Genomic DNA, 18,220 nt, shown 5'->3' with positions numbered 1-18,220 from the left:
GCTCACCCCAGGCATGCCGCCCTTTATCGACCCGCGCACGTCACACCGATTTCTGGGCGGCGGACACGTCATCTTTCGCACGTTAGCCGAACGTGGCCGATACCCGGCGAGCGGCTTACCTAGCGAGTCTCGTCCGTCCAGGATTCCACGCCCTCCTCGAACCGAGCGGACTCTTCTCCGGGGGCCTTGGCCGATCAGGACACCTGCGAATAGCTTCGATTCGCGGGTTCCGGTGATCCGGGCGATGGGCACTGGTGGAGCGCACCGCCTTCCCAGGGCGCTCGCCGTCGGTCGAGGAGGGCGCATGACGGACGGTTTGGCCGCCTTCGCGGTGGCGTCGCTGCTGATCTCTATGGCACCCGGCCCCACCACCATGGTGATCATGCGCCACGGTGCGCTTCGGACGGTCCGCGGGAACCGCCGCCGTGCTCGGCAACGAGACCGGGTGGCTGCTGTGGTCGGTGACCGCCGCACTCGGCCTTTCGGCGATGCTGCTGGCATCGCGGCTGGCATATGACGTGGTGCGCATCGCCGGTGCGGTCGTCCTGGTGTGCCTCGGCGCCAGGATGGTTCGGCAGGCTCGCCTCGGCTCATTCGCCGGGCCGGGCTCCGGTGAGGCGGCCGAGGAACCGGGGCCGTCGTGGTGGCGGGGCTATCGGCTGGGCCTGCTGACCAACCTCGCGAACCCGAAGGCCGCCGTGTTCGCGATCTCGTTCCTGCCGCAGTTCGTCCCGGCGGGCGCCCCGGTGCCGGCGGTCCTGCTGCTGTTGGCGCTCATCTCGACGCTGATCGACCTGGCATGGTACGTCGTGATCGTCTTCTTGATCACGTGGGCGCACCGCTTCTTCCAGCGGGCCGCGATAAGGCGCCGCATGGAGTACCTCGCCGGTACGGTGTTGATCGGGCTGGCGCTCCGCCTAGCCGCCGAAGCGCGCTAAATGCACCGACCATTGACACCGTCTCCAAACCCGCCCTTCTACGCCCCCTCCTCCGAGTAGAAGGTGATGAGGCGCGCTCACGGGACTCTGGTCCCTGTCGGCCCAGGGCCGCCGAGTGCAGGATTCTCCTGTCGAAGGGGGCTTCATGAGACGCTCGGGCACGGCCATAGCCGTCACCGCTCTTCTTCTCACGTCCAGCACGGGGTGTGGATCGACCACAACACCCGCGACGACTGACGCCAAAGGTGTGTCATCCGCTCCTCCAGGCAGATCGTCACCCACACCTTCCTCAACGCCGACGGTCAAGATCCGCACAGTCACCATGACCCAAGCGATCCCCTACAAGACCAAGAGTGTGAAGGACCCTGTACTCGCCAAAGGCAAGTCCAAGGTGAGAATTCGTGGCGTCGCGGGCGTGAGAACGCTTACCTATCGAGTCACCATCACGGACGGCGTGGAGACCAGGAGGAAACTGCTACGGAGAGTGGTCAGCAAGGCGCCGGTCACTCAGATCGTCGCCGTCGGCACGAAGCCGACGCGGCAGTGCGACCCGAACTACAGCGGTGCCTGTGTGCCGATCACGAGCGATGTCGATTGCGCGGGCGGCAGTGGCGACGGTCCCGGCTATGTCACAGGTCCCGTCCGCGTCATCGGATCGGACATCTACGACCTAGACCGTGACGGCGATGGCATCGCCTGCGAGTGAGTTGGTCTGCCACGCCGTACCGATCCTGAGCTTCTGCCCGGCCTGGCGCGTGATGCCTGCGCAGAGCCTCGGCGGCCTGAGTGGGCAGCTTCCTGTCGGTGCGGGTGCTGGTCAGCAGGCTGAGCGCGACGTAGGCATGCAGCCTGGAGGGCTCGGTCAGTGGCCTGGGCGGGTCGCGGTGGCTGGCCTGGTGGGGTGGGCGGCGGAGGTGCCTAGGCCGGTGGGGCCCTGCGGGATGCGGGCACGGAGCGGTGGTTTCCGGAAACGGCCGGTCTGGGTGTGCCACGCGTAGGAACCGGCGGTGGCGGTTTTGAGCGCCTCAAGGTACGCGGCGATCCACGGGGGCAGGGGGCCGGGCAGGTCTTCGGCTTCCAAGGCGCGGGGCATCTCGGTGTCGACGGTGTGTTGCAGCGTGTTGACGCGGGCGGTGAGTTGGGCGTTCAGCAGGTCGACCGCCCGCTGCCGGTCGCAGTTCAGAGCTTTGCGTAGTACCTCGACGCCGTTGTTGTCGACGGTTCCCTCGGCGACCTCACGGTCGTAGGAAACGATGTCGTTGTGGAGGCTGATGATGTCGGCGAAAGCGTGCAGGGCGCTTTGAAAGGGACGCAGGCGGTGGATCCCGTCTGGGATTTCGCCCAGGCCGTGCTCCATCAGGGTGCTGGTCATGGGCAGCCCGCCGAACTCCCGGCGGACATGGACGAACTCGATCGGGTCGACGATTCCCTTGCGCACGGCTGTTCCTGGTCGGCCTTCCTGCTCGATGTGGTCGAGTTCCCACAGCACGCCGTGGAGGAAGCGGTCGATGTCGCCCCGGAACCGCATCCGCCAGCCAGGTGTCATTGTCGGCGCGGTCTTGGGCCATAGGTCGGCGAACGCCCGCTCCACTGGGTTCCGGGGTACCAGGTGCGGCCGGGGCAGGGCGTCGACGGGCAGGAATTGCAGCAGTCTTCTCACCTGACGGCGGGCGGTCCTGTGGTCGTTGTGCTGCCTGAACAGCGGAAGGAACAGGTCGTCGACGAACCACAGGGCCACGTGCCAGTCGGTGACCAGGTTCAGCTCATCGGCTCCGGCGTCGGGGTGCGTCATCGCCGTCCACAACGGGAAATCCGCCTCGTCGAACTTGCGCTCGCTCCACCGCTCCGGCCAAGCGGTGGTGTACTCGGGGGCGAGCAGCCCGACCCGGTGGGCCCACTGCTTCACGTGCTGGCGCGCTTGCTCCAGATGAGGGTTGGTGCGTGCGGCGAACGGCATGTGGAAGGCGGGGTGTCGCACGGGGGCGTCCATACCGGCTTCATGCTCACTGGTAACGATCGGTACACGTGCCGACTCGAAGGGTCAGAGTAGTCGCTGGTACGAAGCCGTCCCGTGCCCGGCGGGTGGCGGCGAGAAGCCAGGGGCGAACGGGCCGACCGCGTCGTACAGGACGAGGTCGTCGTCGTAGGCGGCGGCAGCGGTGGCGGCGTCCCGGCGGCGGAGTGCCTGGGTGTGGGTCTCCAGCAGTTCGCGGATTCCCCGGTCGCTGTCGGCCGTCATCGCCGGCCGACCTGGCGGCCGAGGGCGTCCAGCCAGTCGCCGGTTCCCTGCTCGCGCCACTCAGGCTGTTCCTGGTCGTCCAGGAAGGTGTCCTGTTCGGTGAGGACCAGGTGGGTCCCGTCGCCATCGCGAGCGAACTGCACCGTGGTCAGTGACACCGTTGACAGGACCTCGCCGGTGAACAGGGCCGTGGTGTAGACGATGCGCTCGTTGGTGACGATGTCGTGGTACTCGCTCCTGGCGACGAGGTCTGCTCCGTCACCGCCGTGCACGGCCTCGGTGCCGCCGACCCGGAAGTCCAGTGCGTAACGGCCGTCCTCGGGCGCGTACCACTTCGCCTTGGTGTCGCGATCGGACCAGGCCGCGAAGACCGCGGCGGGCGAGGCGGCGTAGGTCCGCTCCAGCGTGAACGTGCTGTGCTTCACCGAGTGGTCGGTCATGATCCTGGCTCCTTCGCCTGGTCGTCGAGGACCGCGCCGAGGCGGTCCAGGCGGTGCTCCCACGCCGTGCGCTGGCGCCGCAACCACGCCTCGGCGTTGCGGAGGCCGGCCGGATCGATCTGGCAGGTGCGGACCCGCCCGACCTTCTCCGTCCGCACCAGCTCGCTGTCCTGGAGCACCCGGAGGTGCTGGACGGTGGCGGCGACGGTCACTCCGAGCTGGGCCGCCAGCTCGGACACGGTGGCCGGGCCGCGGGTCAGGCGCTCGATCACCGCCCGCCGGTTGGCGTCCGCGAGCGCGTGGAACACCCGGTCCGCCTCCTCCTGACGCTTAAGCATGTACTTAACTTTAGGCGCCGGATTGGAATAGTCAAGTGGAGGCTTAAGTTTGAGCCGAGGGTGTGGAGCACTCCTACGAGCACGTTGGCTTGGGGGGTCGGCCCGGGCGGTGGGTGTTCCGGTCTTGGAACACCCACCGCACGATGGTCCGGCTCAGTTGGTGGCGGTTGCGCCGAGCCCGATGTCGTCCAGCTTCTTCAGGTCCTCGTCGGAGAGGGTGAGTCCTGCGCCGGTGATGTTCTCGTGCAGGTGTGCCGTGGACGACGTGCCGGGGATGAGCAGGATGTTCGGCGATCGTTGCAGCAGCCAGGCCAGTGCGACGGACATCGGCGTGGCCTCCAGGCGGGCGGCCACCGCTGAGAGCGCCGAGGATTGCAGCGGGGTGAACCCGCCGAGGGGGAAGAAGGGCACGTAGGCGATGCCGTCGGCGGCGAGCCGGTCGATGAGCTCGTCGTCGTGGCGGTGGGCGAGGTTGTACATGTTCTGCACGCACACGATCGGCGCGATGCTCCGCGCCTGGGCGACCTGCTCTTCGGTGGCGTTGCTGACCCCCAGGTGGCGGATCAGGCCCTCCTGCTGCAGTTCGACGAGCGTCTCGAACGCCTCGGCGAGCGAGCCGGGCTGCGGGCCTGCGGCGTCGCCGAGCCGGAGGTTGACCAGGTCGAGAACGTCCAGCCCGAGAGAGGTGAGGTTGTCATGGACCTGGCGGCGCAGCTCCTCAGGTCGCCGGGCCGGGGGCCAGCCGCCCTGGGGGTCGCGGGTCGCGCCCACCTTGGTCACGATGTGCAGTGACTCGGGATAGGGGTGCAGGGCCTGGCGGATCAATTCGTTGGTGACCCGCGGCCCGTAGGCGTCGCTGGTGTCGATGTGGGTGATGCCCAGGTCGACCGCTTCACGCAGGACGGCCAGGGCGCCCTGGCGGTCGGCCGGTGGTCCCATGACCTGCGGGCCGGCCAGCTGCATGGCGCCGTAGCCGAACCGGGTGACGGTCAGGTCGCCCAGAGTCCAAGTGCCGCCGGGAAGAGTGCTCATCAGGTTGCCTTTCGTCATGCAGTTGAGGGGTGGCGCCGGGGGCGTCCCTGCATCAGCATGAGGAAGACACTACCTATCGGGAAGTAGGCACCCAAAAGTGCGTAACCCGCCCACTGGAGAGGGGGACGGTCGGTGGCGACGATGAAGGCGATGCGGTACTCCGAGCTCTCTCGTCTTCTGGCCGGGGTCAGCCAGAATCCGCCATGACCGTCCGTGCGCCACTCCACCGTCCGGCCCCACCGCTCCCGGGCCTGATGGATGACCGGACACGCGGTTATCGTGCTGATCATGGCGCAGATCCGCTACGTCCAGGGTGACGCCACGTCTCCGCAGGCCAAGGGTCCCAAGATCATCGCGCATGTCTGCAATGACCGCGGCGGATGGGGCAAAGGGTTCGTTCTGGCGGTGTCCCGACGCTGGCCCGAGCCCGAGGCGGCCTACCGGCGCTGGCATCGCGAGCGTGCGGACAACGACTTCGCGCTCGGTGCGACCCAACTGGTCCAGGTCCAGCGCGACATCTGGGTCGCCAACATGATCGGCCAGCACGGCGCCCGGCACGGCCGTAGCTCCGGGCCGCCGATCCGTTACCAGGCGGTGCAGCGATGCCTGCACCGCCTGGCCGCACACGCCATCGAGCTCAAGGCGACCGTCCATCTCCCCCGCATCGGTACGGGCCTGGCCGGTGGTCGATGGGACCGCATCGAGCCCCTCATCGTCAGCGAGCTCGTCGACCCCGGCATCGACGTCACCGTCTACGACACGGCATAGGCCGTTCCCGGTGGCCGCTTCCGATATTCGATGGACGCGTACGAGGCGAGGCGATCAGAACACCATCGCGAGCAGGTCGGCGAACAGCTCCTGTTCGTCGATTTCGAGCCCGCGGTTGGTGAACCAGGCGGCCATGTTGTGGCAGTCGCGCATCAGGAAGTCCATGCCCTTCGGGTTGCCGACGATGTCGACGACCTGCGGTAGGTCGATCAGCACGATCCGCTCGGCCTGCGCCAGGACGTTGTACGGCGAGAGGTCGCCGTGCGCGAGCCCCGCGCGGGCCAATTCGCGCATGCCGTCGCGGAGTTGCTCGAAGTACACGCCGAGCAGTTCCTTCGACGGGCGGACCTGGGCGAGCCGGGGCGCGGCACCGCCCTCGCCGTCGTCGATGAACTCCATCAGCAGTTCGGTGCCGTCCACCTGTACGGGATACGGCACCGGGACGCCGGCCTTCCACAGCCGGGTGAGGGCGTCCCATTCGGCGTAGACCCACTGACCTGCTGCGACGCTGCGGCCGTGCGAGGTCTTCTTCGCCATCGCGCGGCTGTCGCGGCTGTTGCGGGTACGGCGGCCTTCGACGTAGGAGGTACTGCGGTGGAAGGACCGGTGCTCCTCGGTGCGGTACCTTTTCGCGGCCAGCAGCGAGGATTTCGCGGGGTTGTCGCCGATGGCTTCGACGGCCCGTTCGAGCAGGAAGACGTCGGCTTCCTTGCCGGTCTTGAGGATGCCGAGCTCGGTGTCGATCGCGGCCTGTTCCGTCACGACCCACGAGGGACGTGGTTCCGGGCCGCGACAACCCCGCTCGACGTCCAGCCAGGTGGACCAACGCTGATCCGGGCCCAGCTTCTCGTCGACCGAATGGAACGTGAAGACGAAGTCCTCGGTCGAAGCGGGCGAGCGGGAGTCGAGGTCGGAGTCAGAGAGTTCGTACTCGGAAGACAACGGGTGTGCTCCTGAACATGAAGGTGGGACTGATGCGGACATGCCGCAGCACAGTGATGGACATCCGTCAGCCCTCCTTAAGTCCAGGCAGCGCTCGTCGCCGCTCGATCGGGCCCAGCATGCCCGTCCGCTCCGGGACCTCGCAACGTATTAACCGGACGGTGGTTGGCGGTTACGCCAGGTCGTAGAGTAGGCGGTAGTAGGTGATGCGTTCCGGGTCGGGATCAACTCCGTAGGCGTCGTACAGGACGCCGTCGGAGCCGGGACCGTAGTCCCATTCGAGGCTCCACGTCGCGACGGCGAGATCGGCCCACCGGTCGGCCACGCCGAGCGAACCAAGGTCGACGTGTGCGGCGAACGTGCCGTCGTCGTGCAGCAGGGTGTTGGGGGTGCAGGCGTCGCCGTGGCAGACCACGAGGCGGTCGATCGCCGGTGGGTTGTCGAGCAGTGCCCGGGCCTCGGTGAGCTGGAGGTGCCGGTGTTCGGGGGCCCAGTCGGCCGGTCCTTCGCCGTCGGCGATGCGCTCGTCCGCGCGCAGCAAACGGCGCTCGATGCTCCAGTCGAACGGGCACCGGTCCACCGGAAGGGCGTCATGCAGCAGGCGCAGGCCACGGCCGATCGCGGCCGCTGCGGGAGCGGGCTCGGCCTTCCAGCGGGAGTCCACTGCCGGCCGGCCGGGGACGGCGGCGGTGACCAGCCACGTCCCCTCGGCGTTGGCGCCCTGGTCGAGGACGGGCGGGACGCGCGCCCACTGCTGCGCCCAGGCCAGACGTTCGGCTTCGCCGGGCAGGTCGATCTCGGGGGTGCCCGCGGCGATCCACTTGACGTACCTGCTTCCGCCGGTCGCGTCATCGAGGCGGAAGGTCAGCCCACCGAGTTCGTTGCGCCAGACCGGGGTGATGGCCGCGCCGCCGGCGAGCGCCGTCACGATGCCGGGAACGCGCAGCGTCCCGGTCGGTACCTCGGAGTTGGCCGGACGACTGCTCATAGGAACATGATCTTCCCGGACCGTCCGGCCATCGCCAACCGATTTCGGTGCCTCGGGGGGTGTCGGTCAGAGGGACCAGAAGTAGCGGCTTGTGGGGACCAGGTCCAGGCCCTGGTCGGCGCCGAAGCGCGCGACGCTGGTCATCAGCGCCTTCGAGCGGCGCTGGAGTTCGGTCTGGTCGCCGTCGCTTCCGTGGAAGGCGTGCGGGTCGGTCATCGCGGCCATCGGGAAGTGCTCCTCGACGATGGCGGAGACGTCCGGTGACGTCGGTGTCAGCGCTTCCTCGGTGATGTTCTGGATGTACGCCGACGTGTTCTGCGTCCGGATGGCGATGGGTGTGTGGTGCACCATCCAGTAGTCCAGGTACTCCTCCCGCGTCATCGCCTCGGGGCGGCGCAGCAGGGCGATCTGGGCGTACACGTTCGCGCGGGTGCCGTCGGGGACGGGCGCCGGGTCGAGGCGGACCCGCTCGGTGACGCGGTAGGCGTACGGCTGCGGCTCCGCGGCGGCGTCGGCGACGGCGGCGATGACGGGCTCGGGGTCCCCGCCGGTCCAGACGGAGACCAGCGCGGTGATCGGTTCCGCCGGGCCGAAGCGCAGCGCGGGCGCCACGTCGGCGTCGTCGAGGTTGACCTGGACGGCGGTCGCCCCGGCGTCGGCCAGGGCCGTGCGCAGGAGCGGCGCGAGCAGGCGGTCGCCGAGGCCGGCGCCGTGCAGGGCGAGGATCAGCTTGGTCACGGTCTCGGCACCCTCCGCCGGGGCGCTCGCTGCGACGCCGGAAGGCGGACGGCGGCGCCTTCGATCAAGGCGGGAGCGATGGTAGTCCAGCCGGCCGCGGCCGTGCAGCCCCCTGCCCACCGCGGCGGACAGGGGGCTCGCGTGTCATCGGGACAGGACGTCCTGCGGCAGGTAGAGCGGCATCGAGTCCTCCCACTGGCTGTCGGTCAGCAGTTCTTTGTCGGAGCCGTCGGCCTTCATGCTGAAGATCTGGCCGTAGGGCTGGAAGGTGTTGTCGTACAGCGCCGCCTCCTGGCGGAAGCCGTACATGCCGCTGTTGTAGAGGATGCGCCCGTCGTGGTTCCAGACGGCGTGGCCGTCGTTCGCGCCGCTGCTCGTCAGGACGCGCAGGCCGGTCCCGTCGGGGCGGACGGTGCACACGTCGAAGTTGGTCGCGCTCGTCTTGCGGGTGAAGAGGATGAGCCTGCCGTCCGCGGACCAGTCGGGCAGGTTGTCGTACTCCTCGGTGAGGACGCGCGTCGCGCCGGTCCTGAGGTCGAGGACGCGGAGGCCCTTGGCGTCCTCGCCCCACACGCGGTAGACGATCTCGTTGCCGTCGGGCGAGTAGCTCGGGAACCCGGCGTTGGTCGTGCCGTCGGTGAGCTTCTCCCAGGTCGAGCCGTCGCTGCGCACCCGGGCGACGACGGCGGTCATCTCCCGGCGCTCCTGGAACCATCCGCCGAGGCCGAAGGCGATCCAGGCGCCGTCCGGCGACCACGCGGGACGGAACGCGCCGGCGAGCCCCTTGGCGATCAGCGCCGGGTCGAGGCCGCTGGCGGCGTTGTCGAAGACGACCTTCCGGTCGGTGCCGTCCGGGCGCAGGGTGACGATCGAGGAGTTGCCGAGCTGCTTCTCGGTGATCGCGAGGCGGCCCTGCCTCGACAGGACGGGGAACACGTCGCAGTGGCGGTACTCCCAGTCCGCGTCCCAGCTGTAGAGGGGTGTGTCGACCGGGCGCGGAGCGAACCCGACCTTCTGGTAGATGACGGACTTGCCGTCCGGTGTCCAGACCGGCGAGCGCAATGCCCGCTTGACCGGGGGCAAGGTTCCGGAGGTGTACGCCAGGCCCTCGTCGGCTCCGCCCTTGACGAGGTAGCCGATCTCGGTGGCGTTGACGTACTGGGGTGAGACCTTCAGGCCGGCGCCGGACGTGTGCTCAACGCGGGCGCCGGTCGCGACGTCGACGGAGACGATCTGCGAGGCGACCTTCCCGATGCCCTCCGGGCGGTGGGCGAGCCAGGTCCCCTCGGTCGTGATCTCGTAGAAGACGATCCGGCGGCCGTCCGGTGACCACTTCGGGGAGCCGAGGCAGTAGCCCGACCTGGACGCGACCTGCCGGAACCCGGTGCCGTCCGGCCGGATGACGTAGACGCTGAGTTCCTGCGTGTGCTCCCAGCCGTGGCCGTCGTCGTGCCCGCGCCAGGGGGTGTTGCGATCGCTGGAGAAGGCGATCCACTGGCCGTCGGGCGACCAGGCGGGCCGAAAGTGGCCGTCGGGGAGGCTGGGGTCGCCGGCGACGGCCGGGCCGCTGGTCAGGCAGCGCAGCGCGTTGGTGCGCAGGTTCAGCACCCAGATGTGCGCCCGGTGGTCACCGCGAGTGGAGACGAACGCCAGCTTCGTCCCGTCCGGTGACAGGACGCCGGAGTCGTCCATGGCCGGGCCGGTCACGAGGGGCTGGACGTTCGTCCCGTCGATGCGGGCGCGGTAGAGGCAGGAGTTGCCGTCGCCCGTGCGCTCCGAGGTGAAGACGACCGACCGGCCGTCCGCGGAGACGCTCGCGTGGTAGTCGAAGCCCCGCGCCGCCAGCAGCGGGCGCTCGTTGGTGCCGTCGATGTCGGCGATGTAGAGGTCCGACGAGGACGGTCCGATCCGGTTCATCAGCAGCACGCCCTTCTTGCCGGCCGCGGCGGCCGCCACGGAGAAGGGGCCGGGCAGCAGGCCGGCGCCGACCGTGGCCGCGCCGGCCGCCAGGAACGTCCTGCGCCTCATGCTGGTTTCCATCGCTCCACCATTTCCTCTCGCTAGGCCGGGGGTGGGGTTCGCCGGGCCGCTCGGCGGCCCGGCGCGGGCCGTGTCAGGACTGCGCGCCGGCCGGGAGGTACGTGTTGGTCCAGTCGTCCGTGGTGACCTTCGTGCCGCTGGGCAGCGCTCCGAGCGAGTTGACGAAGGCGAGGGTCTTGGCCCATCCGGCCTCGTCCATCGCGCCGGTCTTGGGCCACTCGACCAGCGCGATGCTGGCCTTCAGGACCTCGTCGGGGACGCCGGGCTGGGCCTTGCGGGCCACGTCCATGACGGTGGGGTCGGCCTGATGGGCGGCGAGGTAGGCGTTCGCCTCCTGGACGGCCGCGACGAATTTCTTGGCGGCCTCGGCGTGCCCCGAAAGGTAGGTCTTGGTCGCTACGACGACCTCTCCGTATCCGGCCTGCGCGGCGGCCCACATGGGTGCCTTCTGCGGGTCCGCGACGACGACGCCGTCGCCCTCGTTCTGGACGTGGAGCGGGATGGGCTCGGAGGTGATGAACCAGTCGATCTGCCCGCTGCTGAGCGCGGCCTTGTTCGCGGTGGCGCTCGGCAGCGTCACCCACTTGACGGTGCCGGAGTCGACGCCGTTCGCCTTGATGAACAGGTTGGCCTCGGCCTTGGTGTTGGCGGAGCTGGCGCCTCCCTTCGAGCCGGCGAGGGCCTGGGCCACCTGCGCCGCCGGGGTCTGCGCGGTCAGCTTGTGCTGCTCGGCGAACTTCTTGCCGACGACGAGCCCGAGCGGGTTGCCGAGTCCGGACACGGCGATCGCGGTCTCGGGGACCTTCTTGGCCAGCGCGGACGTGAAGCCGGTCGGGCTGTTGTTCAGGAACTGGACGGAGCCGGACTGGAGTGCCGAGGTGCCGGTGGACGCGGTCGTGGTGACGAACTTGACCTTGAGGCCCCGCTTGCGGAAGTAGCCGGCGGAGTCCGCCAGCTTCAGGGGCATGTCGAAGATGTTGCCGTTGCTGCCGATGGTGACCGCGGTGTCTCCGCCGGAGCCGGAGGAGCCGCCGCACGCGGTCAGCAGTGCCGAGCCGAGCAGCAGCGCGGCCGCTGGCGCGAGGACGCGCGCGCGGCGGCGGGTGACGGGTGTGCCGCCGGACGGGCCGGTCATCGGGTCGCGGTGTGTCATGAGGGTCTCCTGTCACCAGGGTCGGGGTGGGGTTTCGAGGTGGTGGCCGGGTGAGTCGGGAGCCCCGGTCGGTGGCTGCGCTATCGGTCGAGGAAGGTGAGGCATGCAGGTGCGGGGAAGGCGACCGGGTCGCCGGCGGGGGTGAGGGTGCCCGTCCCGCGGTCCACGGCGAAGACCGTGACGGTGCCGCTCGCCTGGTTGGCGGCGAGGAGCCACCGGCCGCTGCGGTGCAGGGTGAAGGCCCAGGGCTTCAGGCCGCCGCTGGAGACGCGCTGGACGAGTCGCAGCGAACCGGTCCGCTCGTCGGCGGCGAACACGACCAGGACGTTCTCGCCCCTGCTGGACGCGTACACGAAGCGGGCGTCGCGGCTGAGGGCGAGTTCGGCGCCGCTCCTGGTGCCGGTGAAGGCGTCGGAGTCCAGTGCCAGGCGCTGGCGCCGCGTCAGGGTGCCGTCGCGCCAGTCGAGGGTCTCCACGTCGCCCGACAGCTCGTTCAGGACGTACGCCGTCCGGCCGCGGGGGTGGAACAGGACGCGGCGCGGCCCGGAGCCGGGGGCGGACGCGTACGCCCCGGTACCGGGCGTGATGACGCCTGTCGAGCGGTCGAAGCGGCGGACGAAGACGCGGTCGGCGCCGAAGTCGGCCACCAGGGCGTGGCGCCCGCTCGGATCGACCGTCACGTGGTGGACGTGGGGGCCGTTCTGGCGGGGGTTCGGGCCGCTGCCGGTGTCCCGCACCACCGACGCCGGCGGTCCCGGCACGCCGTTGGACAGCGGCAGTGAGGCGGCCAGGCCCGCCTCGAAGTTGGCGACCAGCAGCGTGCGGGACGGCGCGTCCACGGCGAGGTGGGAGATGCCTCCGCCGGCCGTGCCGCCCTCGTCGGTGCGGACGGGCGTGCCGGTCCGGGTCAGCGCGCCGGTCGTCCGGTCGATCGCGTAGGTGTGGACGATGCCGCCGTCCTCGCTGCCGCCGACGTAGAGGAGGCGTTTCGCGGGGTGCAGCGCGGTCCAGTTGGACGGTGCGTCGCCGACCGGGCCGAGCGGGGTCAGGGTGCCGGCGGCCGCGTCGAAGCGGGCGCCGTGGATCTGGGTGCCCTTCCACGGGCTGACGAACAGGAGGTCGTCGCGGCGGCCTGCGGCCCTGGCGGACGGGGTAGCCGCCAGAAGGGGGGCCGCGGCGGTCGCCGCCACCGCGCCCAGGACGCTGCGGCGGGACGGGTGTGATTCGGGCATGGCGAGAACTCCCAACCGCGGCCGACGGACCGCGAAAGGCGAGGGGGTGGGGGTGATCGGGCCGGACGTCGCGGGGCCGCGCGCCCGGGTTCAGGCCTTGCGGGCGCGGGCGCGTTCGCGTCCGGCGAGGCCGAGCTTCTTCAGCGCGAACGCGTCGAGCCAGCCGAGGATCCCGTTGAGGATGAGCGTCATGACGACGAGGACGATGAGGCCGGCGAACTCGTTGGGGGCGTCGAGGTTGCTGGCGGCCACGAACAGCTCGTGGCCGACCCCTTCGGCGGAGGCGATGAACTCGGCGCCGATGACGCCGAGGATGGCGAGGGGCCCGCTGGTCTTCAGCGCGGCGAAGAACGGCGCCGCCAGCGTGGGGATCGTGACGTAGCTGAGCACGTGGTGCCGGCGCCCGCCCATCACCTGGACGATCTCGACGAGCTCGCGCTGCCGCAGCCGGAGGCCGAGGTAGATGTTGTAGAACACCACGAACGAGACGCCGGTGACCGCGATGGCGATCTTGGACCAGATGCCGATGCCGAAGAACAGCAGGAAGAGCGGGGCGAGCGCGATCTTGGGGATGCCGTTGATCGCGGCGATCAGCGGCTCCAGCACCTGCCCGAGGACGCGGAACGAGCCGAGGACCAGGCCCGCCACGGTGCCGAGCGCCACCCCGATGCCGAAGCCGGCCAGGATCTCGATCGACGTGACCTTGATGTCGGTCCAGCCCTGGGAGGACCGCAGGAAGGTGCCGAGGGCGTCGACCACGTCCGTGGGCTTGCTGACCGCGTACTCCGGCAGGACCGGGCCGCTCAGCACCTGCCAGAGGACGCCGGCGACGATGATCACCGCGATCCGCAGCAGCACCACGGTGGTCGCGCCGCGCCACCGGCCGCCCTGCCGCCGGGGCCTCGTCGCGGTCCCGGTCGCGCGCTCCTCCGCACTTCTGGTCGCGGTCACCATGGTCGGTCTCCTCTTCCGTGTCCGGCAGCGCTGCCGCGGTGCCCGCCGGCGGTGCCGCCGGGGCCGGTGCTCATGTGGTCGGCCGCCTCCTGGGTCCGGAGGGGGGCCGGTGTTCTCAAGGGGGTGGTCATGGTGGCGGTTCCTCCTGTCACCACGCTCGCCAGGTCTGGAAGAAGCGCTTCCAGAACGCGGATCGGGACGGTTCGGCGATCGGGATCGGCCCGAAGCGGCCGCCGATCTCCATGACCGTCTCCGAGCCCGGCTCGTAGGCCGGCCAGTGCGGGAGCCCCGGGCCGTTCGGGTCGCCCGAGGCGGCGAAGTTGGCCCAGTAGCCGGACACGGTCTCCGCGACCTCGCGGTCCCCGGCGGTCCACGCGGCGGCGCGGGGGTCGAGGTTGCCGAACACGAAGTCGATCTCGGAGCCGTGCGAGGCGCTCCGGTGGCCCCGGCCGTCCGCGGGCGACCGGTGCGTCCAGAAGTAGGTGCGGACGGGACGGGTCGTGCGCCTCGACCAGTCGGCCGCCCACAGGTAGGTGGAGACGCGCGCGTTGTCGCGGATCGCCGCGCTGCTCGCCCGGGCGGCCTCCGCGTCGGTCGCGGCCGGGTAGAGCGCGAGGAACTCCGCGGCCAGCGGGCCGAACCTCTCGTGCGCCGCCGCGACGAAGCCGTCCAGCGTCAGATGCACCGGCGGCATGCCCGGCCGCCGGTTCCGCCGGCCCGCCGCGCGGTACGCCGCGAGCGCGCCCTCGGGGACGGCGCCGCTCTCGTCGAGGTTGCCGCCGGCGATGTAGCCGACGTCGTTCTGCAGGCCCTTGGCGTACGTCTCGTCGTAGCCAGCGGGGATCACCCAGCCGTCCACAACCGGGCGGAACAGCAGCGGCTTGGCGGGGCCGCCGGTGTGCACGGCCGGGTCCACGGCCACGCCGTCCAGCAGCTTCTGCCACGGCAGCTCGCGCAGCCTCGCGAGCGACCTGGTCCCGCGCTCCTCCACGTACGCGGCGCCCGCCTTCTCGGCGTCCGGCAGGGTGCGGTAGGACGTCGACAGGTAGCGCAGCTCGGGGTCGCGGGAGTACCGGGCGTGGCTCTGCGCGACCGCGTTCCGGAACAGGCCCTTGGCCAGCGGCGACATCGCCAGGAAGTTGACCGTTCCGGCGCCCGCGGACTGCCCGGCGACCGTCACCCGGCCGGGGTCGCCGCCGAACGCCGCGATGTTGCGCCGGACCCACTCCAGCACGGCGATGCCGTCGAGGAGCCCGTAGTTGCCGGACGCGCCGTGCCCGGACTCCGCGCTGAGCTCGGGCGTGGCGAGGAAGCCGAAGGCGCCGAGCCGGTAGTTGAAGGTGACGACGACCAGGCCCTTGCGCGCCAGGTTCTCGCCGTCGTAGCGGGGGCTCGCGCCGGTGCCGAGCCGGAAGCCGCCGCCGTAGATCCACACCAGGACGGGCCGGCTCTCGGCGGCGGACCCGGCTCCCGTCCAGACGTTGAGGGTGAGGCAGTCCTCGCTCATCGGCAGGTCCAGGCCGTCCAGCTCGGCGCCCGGCGGCTGCGGGCAGATCGGGCCGAAGGTGTGCGCCTCGCGGACGCCGTCCCACGGGACGGGCGGGCGCGGCGGGCGCCAGCGCAGGTCGCCGACCGGCGGGGCGGCGTAGGGGATGCCGCGGAACACGGTCACCGACCGGTCCCGGCATGGGCAGCCCTCGACCAGGCCCGAGTCGATCGCCACCGGCTGCCGCATCATGGTGACGTCCGCTCGTCGGACGGTTCGCTGGTCTGGAGCAGCAGGGCGCGCCGGGCCGAGGCGACGTGGTGGCGCATCGCGGCGATGGCCGCCTCGGGGTTGCGGGTGACGATCGCCAGCAGGATGGCCTGGTGCTCCTCCAGCGACCCGCCGCGCGGGTGCCGCGCGGACAGGTTGCGGTACTGCCGCATCACCAGCGGATACAGGAGGGTGTCGTACGCCCGGGCGAGGGTCTTCGCGTGGGCGGCCTCCTTCACCTGCTGGTGGAACCGGCGGTTGCCCCGCGAGTAGCCCTCCTGGTCGCCGCGGGCCTTGCAGTCCGCCATGTCGTCGAGGGTGCGGCGCAGCGCCTCGATCTCCTCCTCGGTGGCCCGCTCCGCGGCCTTGCCGGCGAGGGCGGACTCCAGCGTCTCGCGCGCCTCCAGGATGTCGAAGGCCTCCTCGACGGAGAAGCTGCGCGTGCGGACGCCGCGGTTGACCTCGCTGGTGACGAAGCCCTCCTGCGTCAGCTGGACCAGGACCGCCCGCATCGTGCTGCGCGAGACGTTGAACATCCTCGTCAGGTCGGCCTCGGTCAGCCGCGTGCCCGGCGCGATGCTGCCGGACAGCAGCAGCGACCGCAGGCCCTCGTAGGCCTCGTCGTGCCGCGTCCGCGAGCCGCGGCCCGCTTCGGCCACGCCGTTGTGTCCGCTGGAATCCATCATGATCACCTGTTCGTCTCGGCGAGCCGGCCGCTGCCGGATCCGGTGCCGTCCGGGAGGAGCGCCGCACCCGTGGATCCGACGTGTCGAAATTAGCGGTCGGCCTTGGCGAGTTCCGGGTACAGACGGCGCGCCGTGCCCGCGAGGATCTCCGCGCGCTCATGATCCGGCAGGACCGCGAGGACGTCCTCGGCGAGCTTCAGCAGATCCGGGAGGGACTGCTCGGCGGCGGGGCAGTTCGACCCCCACGCGATCCGGTCCGCGCCGAAGGCGCCGACGACCGGCCGGAGGAAGTCGGCGGCCCGCTCCCCCGCGTCCTGGAGGCGCTCCAGGTTGCGGTGGGTCAGCTTCAGGTGGAGGCGTTCGTGCCGGGCCAGCGCGGCGACCTCCTCCCCCGCCTTGGCCGGGGACGCCGCGATGTCGGGGTAGCCGATGTGGTCCAGGAGCACCCGGACGCCAGGGAAGCGGTCCAGCACCTCCTCCGCCTGCGCGGTCGCCGGGCCGAGCCGCATCTGGAGGCAGACGGGCACGTCCAGCTCCTGCGCCTTCTCCCAGAAGGCGTACGACTCGGGGGCGGCGAACCACTCGCCCTGGGTCTGCATCGTGCTGCCGGTCGTGAACAGCCGCACGCCGGAGAGCCCGCCGGTGCCGACGGCCTCCGCCAGCGCCGCGGGGGCATCGGGCCGCAGCGGGTCGAAGGTGCCGACGGCGATGAACCGCCCCGGCTCCTTGCGGGCGCTGTCGACGACGTAGGAGTTGTCGTAGCCGTAGGCCGTGGTGGCCTGCACCAGGACGGACTGGGCGATGCCGGCCTCGTTCATGCGGGCCGCCATGCCCTCGGCGGTCACCGGCCGGGTCGCGGCCCAGTCGGACTGCTTCCCGCCCAGCGGCGCCCTGGGGTAGGCGTCCTCATCGGCGGAGATGATGTGGCAGTGCGCGTCGACGACGTCCATGTGAGAAGTCCCCTCTCGGGCGGAATCAGGCGTCGGGGTAGTCGCCGGCGGCGAAGAGCGCCTTCGGGTCGGCGGGGAAGTCGGCGTCGAGCAGGCCCTGCTCGCGCGAGTAGCGGACGAGCGCGGACAGGGTCGGCTCGTTGCGGGCGATGCCGTAGGGCGCGGGGTCGCCGTTGATCTGGAGCGCCTGCCTGGCGAAGCGCTTCTGCGCCGACCAGGCCGGATCGGCGGCGACCTGGCGCTGCTTGGCGGCGGCCAGCGCGGCGTACAGCTTCGTGGGGAGGTCCGGGTCCCGCTCGACGAGTTCGGCGCGCAGCGCCACGACCGAGTGCAGCGGGTAGATCCCGGTGCGGAGGTAGTGGTCCACGCCGAGGACGTCGGCGTCGGCGAACAGCGGGTAGGGGCCGTCCGCGCCGGGGCGGGGATCACGCTCGGGCTCGGCGGCGGCCCAGCCCGCGCGGGGGGCGCCCGCGCGGCCGGTCCCCGCGTTGCCGCTGAACGCGGCGTCGATCTCGCCGGCCCGCAGCAGCCCGCCCAGCGAGCGGCCGTCGGCGACCCGCCGCACGTTGCCGGGGGCGCGGCCCTCGACGTGGTCCTCGTCATCGACGACCCAGGTGATCGCGCCGACGTCCACGCCGTACTCCTCGGCGAGGATGCCGCGCACCCAGACGCCGGTGCTCACCGTGTACGCGCGGACCCCGACGCGGCGGCCCTCCAGGTCGCGCGGCACGCGGATCCCGCTGCCGGCGGCGCACTGGACGTCGCCGTGGTGGAAGCGCCGGTTGAGGAAGACGGGGACGGCGGTGAGCGGCACGCCCGCCTGCACCGCCATCAGGTACGACACGGGGGCCAGCTCGCACACGTCGAACTCCAGGTCGCGGATCATCCGCCGGTAGGCGCCGATGATCGGGCGGACCTCGACCGGCTCGACCCGGTAGCCGGCCACGTCGAGGCCGTTCGCGTGCGGGTAGTCGCCGAAGGCGACCGTCAGCTTGTCCATCACACTCCTTCTGGACGGATCCGGGG

Annotated in this window: 19 protein-coding genes; 3 read left to right on the top strand and 16 right to left on the bottom strand. The window is 70.9% G+C overall.

All coding sequences use genetic code 11. From position 1 onward, the window contains the following. Positions 1 to 425 precede the first annotated feature (425 nt). The gene (locus tag E1300_RS18200) at positions 426 to 938 is read left to right on the top strand and encodes a LysE family translocator (protein WP_242619220.1); all 513 of its coding nucleotides are present in this window, start codon (positions 426 to 428) and stop codon (positions 936 to 938) included. Positions 939 to 1,260: 322 nt separating this feature from the next. Continuing rightward, positions 1,261 to 1,644 carry a G5 domain-containing protein gene (locus E1300_RS52565; protein WP_131758213.1) on the top strand — a complete coding sequence of 128 codons (384 nt, stop codon included), beginning with the start codon at positions 1,261 to 1,263 and terminating at the stop codon, positions 1,642 to 1,644. Between the two features lie 156 nt (positions 1,645 to 1,800). On the opposite strand, the gene E1300_RS18190 is transcribed toward E1300_RS52565, so the two are convergent. The 5 genes from E1300_RS18190 to E1300_RS18170 all read right to left on the bottom strand — a co-directional run bounded on the left by E1300_RS18190 (position 1,801) and on the right by E1300_RS18170 (position 4,987). Continuing rightward, positions 1,801 to 2,928 (bottom strand): terpene synthase family protein, encoded by a 1,128-nt coding sequence (locus E1300_RS18190; protein ID WP_131758212.1) that lies wholly within the window; start codon positions 2,926 to 2,928, stop codon positions 1,801 to 1,803. Between the two features lie 51 nt (positions 2,929 to 2,979). Then, on the bottom strand, positions 2,980 to 3,177 hold the full coding sequence (locus E1300_RS18185) for a hypothetical protein (protein WP_131758211.1): 198 nt from the start codon (positions 3,175 to 3,177) through the stop codon (positions 2,980 to 2,982). Then, positions 3,174 to 3,617: an SRPBCC domain-containing protein gene (locus tag E1300_RS18180; RefSeq protein WP_131758210.1), complete on the bottom strand. Its 444-nt coding sequence runs from the start codon at positions 3,615 to 3,617 to the stop codon at positions 3,174 to 3,176. The genes E1300_RS18185 and E1300_RS18180 overlap by 4 nt, the downstream gene beginning before the upstream one ends. After that, entirely contained in the window at positions 3,614 to 3,955 is a 342-nt protein-coding gene (locus E1300_RS18175) for an ArsR/SmtB family transcription factor (RefSeq protein WP_131758209.1), read from the bottom strand. The genes E1300_RS18180 and E1300_RS18175 overlap by 4 nt, the downstream gene beginning before the upstream one ends. A 153-nt stretch (positions 3,956 to 4,108) precedes the next feature. Beyond that, positions 4,109 to 4,987 carry an aldo/keto reductase family oxidoreductase gene (locus E1300_RS18170; protein WP_131758208.1) on the bottom strand — a complete coding sequence of 293 codons (879 nt, stop codon included), beginning with the start codon at positions 4,985 to 4,987 and terminating at the stop codon, positions 4,109 to 4,111. A gap of 288 nt (positions 4,988 to 5,275) precedes the next feature. Between E1300_RS18170 and E1300_RS18165 the strand changes: the two genes are divergently transcribed. Next, a complete protein-coding gene (locus E1300_RS18165; RefSeq protein WP_131758207.1) occupies positions 5,276 to 5,755 on the top strand; it encodes a macro domain-containing protein in 480 nt (159 codons plus the stop codon). 54 nt (positions 5,756 to 5,809) lie between these two features. Here E1300_RS18165 and E1300_RS18160 read toward each other — a convergent pair whose 3' ends face one another. The 11 genes from E1300_RS18160 to E1300_RS18110 all read right to left on the bottom strand — a co-directional run bounded on the left by E1300_RS18160 (position 5,810) and on the right by E1300_RS18110 (position 18,194). Next, complete coding sequence (locus E1300_RS18160) at positions 5,810 to 6,697, bottom strand: serine protein kinase RIO (protein WP_242619219.1); 888 nt, start codon at positions 6,695 to 6,697, stop codon at positions 5,810 to 5,812. Positions 6,698 to 6,869: 172 nt separating this feature from the next. Further along, positions 6,870 to 7,685, bottom strand: a complete 816-nt coding sequence (locus tag E1300_RS18155) for an aminoglycoside 3'-phosphotransferase (protein ID WP_131758205.1) — start codon at positions 7,683 to 7,685, stop codon at positions 6,870 to 6,872. Positions 7,686 to 7,751: 66 nt separating this feature from the next. Beyond that, entirely contained in the window at positions 7,752 to 8,423 is a 672-nt protein-coding gene (locus E1300_RS18150; protein WP_131758204.1) for an EthD domain-containing protein, read from the bottom strand. A 144-nt stretch (positions 8,424 to 8,567) separates the two neighbouring features. Next, positions 8,568 to 10,451 (bottom strand): PD40 domain-containing protein, encoded by a 1,884-nt coding sequence (locus tag E1300_RS18145; protein ID WP_207399822.1) that lies wholly within the window; start codon positions 10,449 to 10,451, stop codon positions 8,568 to 8,570. Positions 10,452 to 10,536: 85 nt separating this feature from the next. Then, a complete protein-coding gene (locus tag E1300_RS18140) occupies positions 10,537 to 11,616 on the bottom strand; it encodes an ABC transporter substrate-binding protein (protein WP_207399821.1) in 1,080 nt (359 codons plus the stop codon). Positions 11,617 to 11,696: 80 nt separating this feature from the next. Then, the gene (locus tag E1300_RS18135) at positions 11,697 to 12,848 is read right to left on the bottom strand and encodes a lactonase family protein (RefSeq protein ID WP_131758202.1); all 1,152 of its coding nucleotides are present in this window, start codon (positions 12,846 to 12,848) and stop codon (positions 11,697 to 11,699) included. A 90-nt stretch (positions 12,849 to 12,938) separates the two neighbouring features. After that, the gene (locus tag E1300_RS18130; protein ID WP_131758201.1) at positions 12,939 to 13,802 is read right to left on the bottom strand and encodes an ABC transporter permease; all 864 of its coding nucleotides are present in this window, start codon (positions 13,800 to 13,802) and stop codon (positions 12,939 to 12,941) included. 148 nt (positions 13,803 to 13,950) lie between these two features. Beyond that, on the bottom strand, positions 13,951 to 15,540 hold the full coding sequence (locus E1300_RS18125) for a carboxylesterase/lipase family protein (protein ID WP_207399820.1): 1,590 nt from the start codon (positions 15,538 to 15,540) through the stop codon (positions 13,951 to 13,953). Continuing rightward, entirely contained in the window at positions 15,537 to 16,241 is a 705-nt protein-coding gene (locus E1300_RS18120; protein WP_131758200.1) for a GntR family transcriptional regulator, read from the bottom strand. The genes E1300_RS18125 and E1300_RS18120 overlap by 4 nt, the downstream gene beginning before the upstream one ends. 92 nt (positions 16,242 to 16,333) lie before the next feature. Next, on the bottom strand, positions 16,334 to 17,194 hold the full coding sequence (locus tag E1300_RS18115; protein ID WP_131758199.1) for an amidohydrolase family protein: 861 nt from the start codon (positions 17,192 to 17,194) through the stop codon (positions 16,334 to 16,336). A 25-nt stretch (positions 17,195 to 17,219) separates the two neighbouring features. Continuing rightward, complete coding sequence (locus E1300_RS18110; protein WP_131758198.1) at positions 17,220 to 18,194, bottom strand: substrate-binding domain-containing protein; 975 nt, start codon at positions 18,192 to 18,194, stop codon at positions 17,220 to 17,222. Between the last annotated feature and the right edge of the window lie 26 nt (positions 18,195 to 18,220).

The sequence above is a fragment of the Actinomadura fibrosa genome (assembly GCF_900659615.1).
GTDB lineage: Bacteria > Actinomycetota > Actinomycetes > Streptosporangiales > Streptosporangiaceae > Spirillospora > Spirillospora fibrosa.
The sequence above is the reverse complement of the archived record's forward strand: the minus strand, read 5'-3'. Positions and strand labels throughout refer to the sequence as shown.

What these genes read in the sequence shown, in the direction of transcription:
- E1300_RS52565 (WP_131758213.1), top strand. Translation starts at nt 1,261, where the DNA reads ATGACCCAAGCGATCCCCTACAAGACCAAGAGTGTGAAGGACCCTGTA.
- E1300_RS18190 (WP_131758212.1), bottom strand. Translation starts at nt 2,928, where the DNA reads ATGGACGCCCCCGTGCGACACCCCGCCTTCCACATGCCGTTCGCCGCA.
- E1300_RS18185 (WP_131758211.1), bottom strand. Translation starts at nt 3,177, where the DNA reads ATGACGGCCGACAGCGACCGGGGAATCCGCGAACTGCTGGAGACCCAC.
- E1300_RS18180 (WP_131758210.1), bottom strand. Translation starts at nt 3,617, where the DNA reads ATGACCGACCACTCGGTGAAGCACAGCACGTTCACGCTGGAGCGGACC.
- E1300_RS18175 (WP_131758209.1), bottom strand. Translation starts at nt 3,955, where the DNA reads ATGCTTAAGCGTCAGGAGGAGGCGGACCGGGTGTTCCACGCGCTCGCG.
- E1300_RS18170 (WP_131758208.1), bottom strand. Translation starts at nt 4,987, where the DNA reads ATGAGCACTCTTCCCGGCGGCACTTGGACTCTGGGCGACCTGACCGTC.
- E1300_RS18165 (WP_131758207.1), top strand. Translation starts at nt 5,276, where the DNA reads ATGGCGCAGATCCGCTACGTCCAGGGTGACGCCACGTCTCCGCAGGCC.
- E1300_RS18155 (WP_131758205.1), bottom strand. Translation starts at nt 7,685, where the DNA reads ATGAGCAGTCGTCCGGCCAACTCCGAGGTACCGACCGGGACGCTGCGC.
- E1300_RS18145 (WP_207399822.1), bottom strand. Translation starts at nt 10,451, where the DNA reads ATGAGGCGCAGGACGTTCCTGGCGGCCGGCGCGGCCACGGTCGGCGCC.
- E1300_RS18140 (WP_207399821.1), bottom strand. Translation starts at nt 11,616, where the DNA reads ATGACACACCGCGACCCGATGACCGGCCCGTCCGGCGGCACACCCGTC.
- E1300_RS18135 (WP_131758202.1), bottom strand. Translation starts at nt 12,848, where the DNA reads ATGCCCGAATCACACCCGTCCCGCCGCAGCGTCCTGGGCGCGGTGGCG.
- E1300_RS18130 (WP_131758201.1), bottom strand. Translation starts at nt 13,802, where the DNA reads ATGGTGACCGCGACCAGAAGTGCGGAGGAGCGCGCGACCGGGACCGCG.
- E1300_RS18125 (WP_207399820.1), bottom strand. Translation starts at nt 15,540, where the DNA reads ATGATGCGGCAGCCGGTGGCGATCGACTCGGGCCTGGTCGAGGGCTGC.
- E1300_RS18120 (WP_131758200.1), bottom strand. Translation starts at nt 16,241, where the DNA reads ATGGATTCCAGCGGACACAACGGCGTGGCCGAAGCGGGCCGCGGCTCG.
- E1300_RS18115 (WP_131758199.1), bottom strand. Translation starts at nt 17,194, where the DNA reads ATGGACGTCGTCGACGCGCACTGCCACATCATCTCCGCCGATGAGGAC.
- E1300_RS18110 (WP_131758198.1), bottom strand. Translation starts at nt 18,194, where the DNA reads ATGGACAAGCTGACGGTCGCCTTCGGCGACTACCCGCACGCGAACGGC.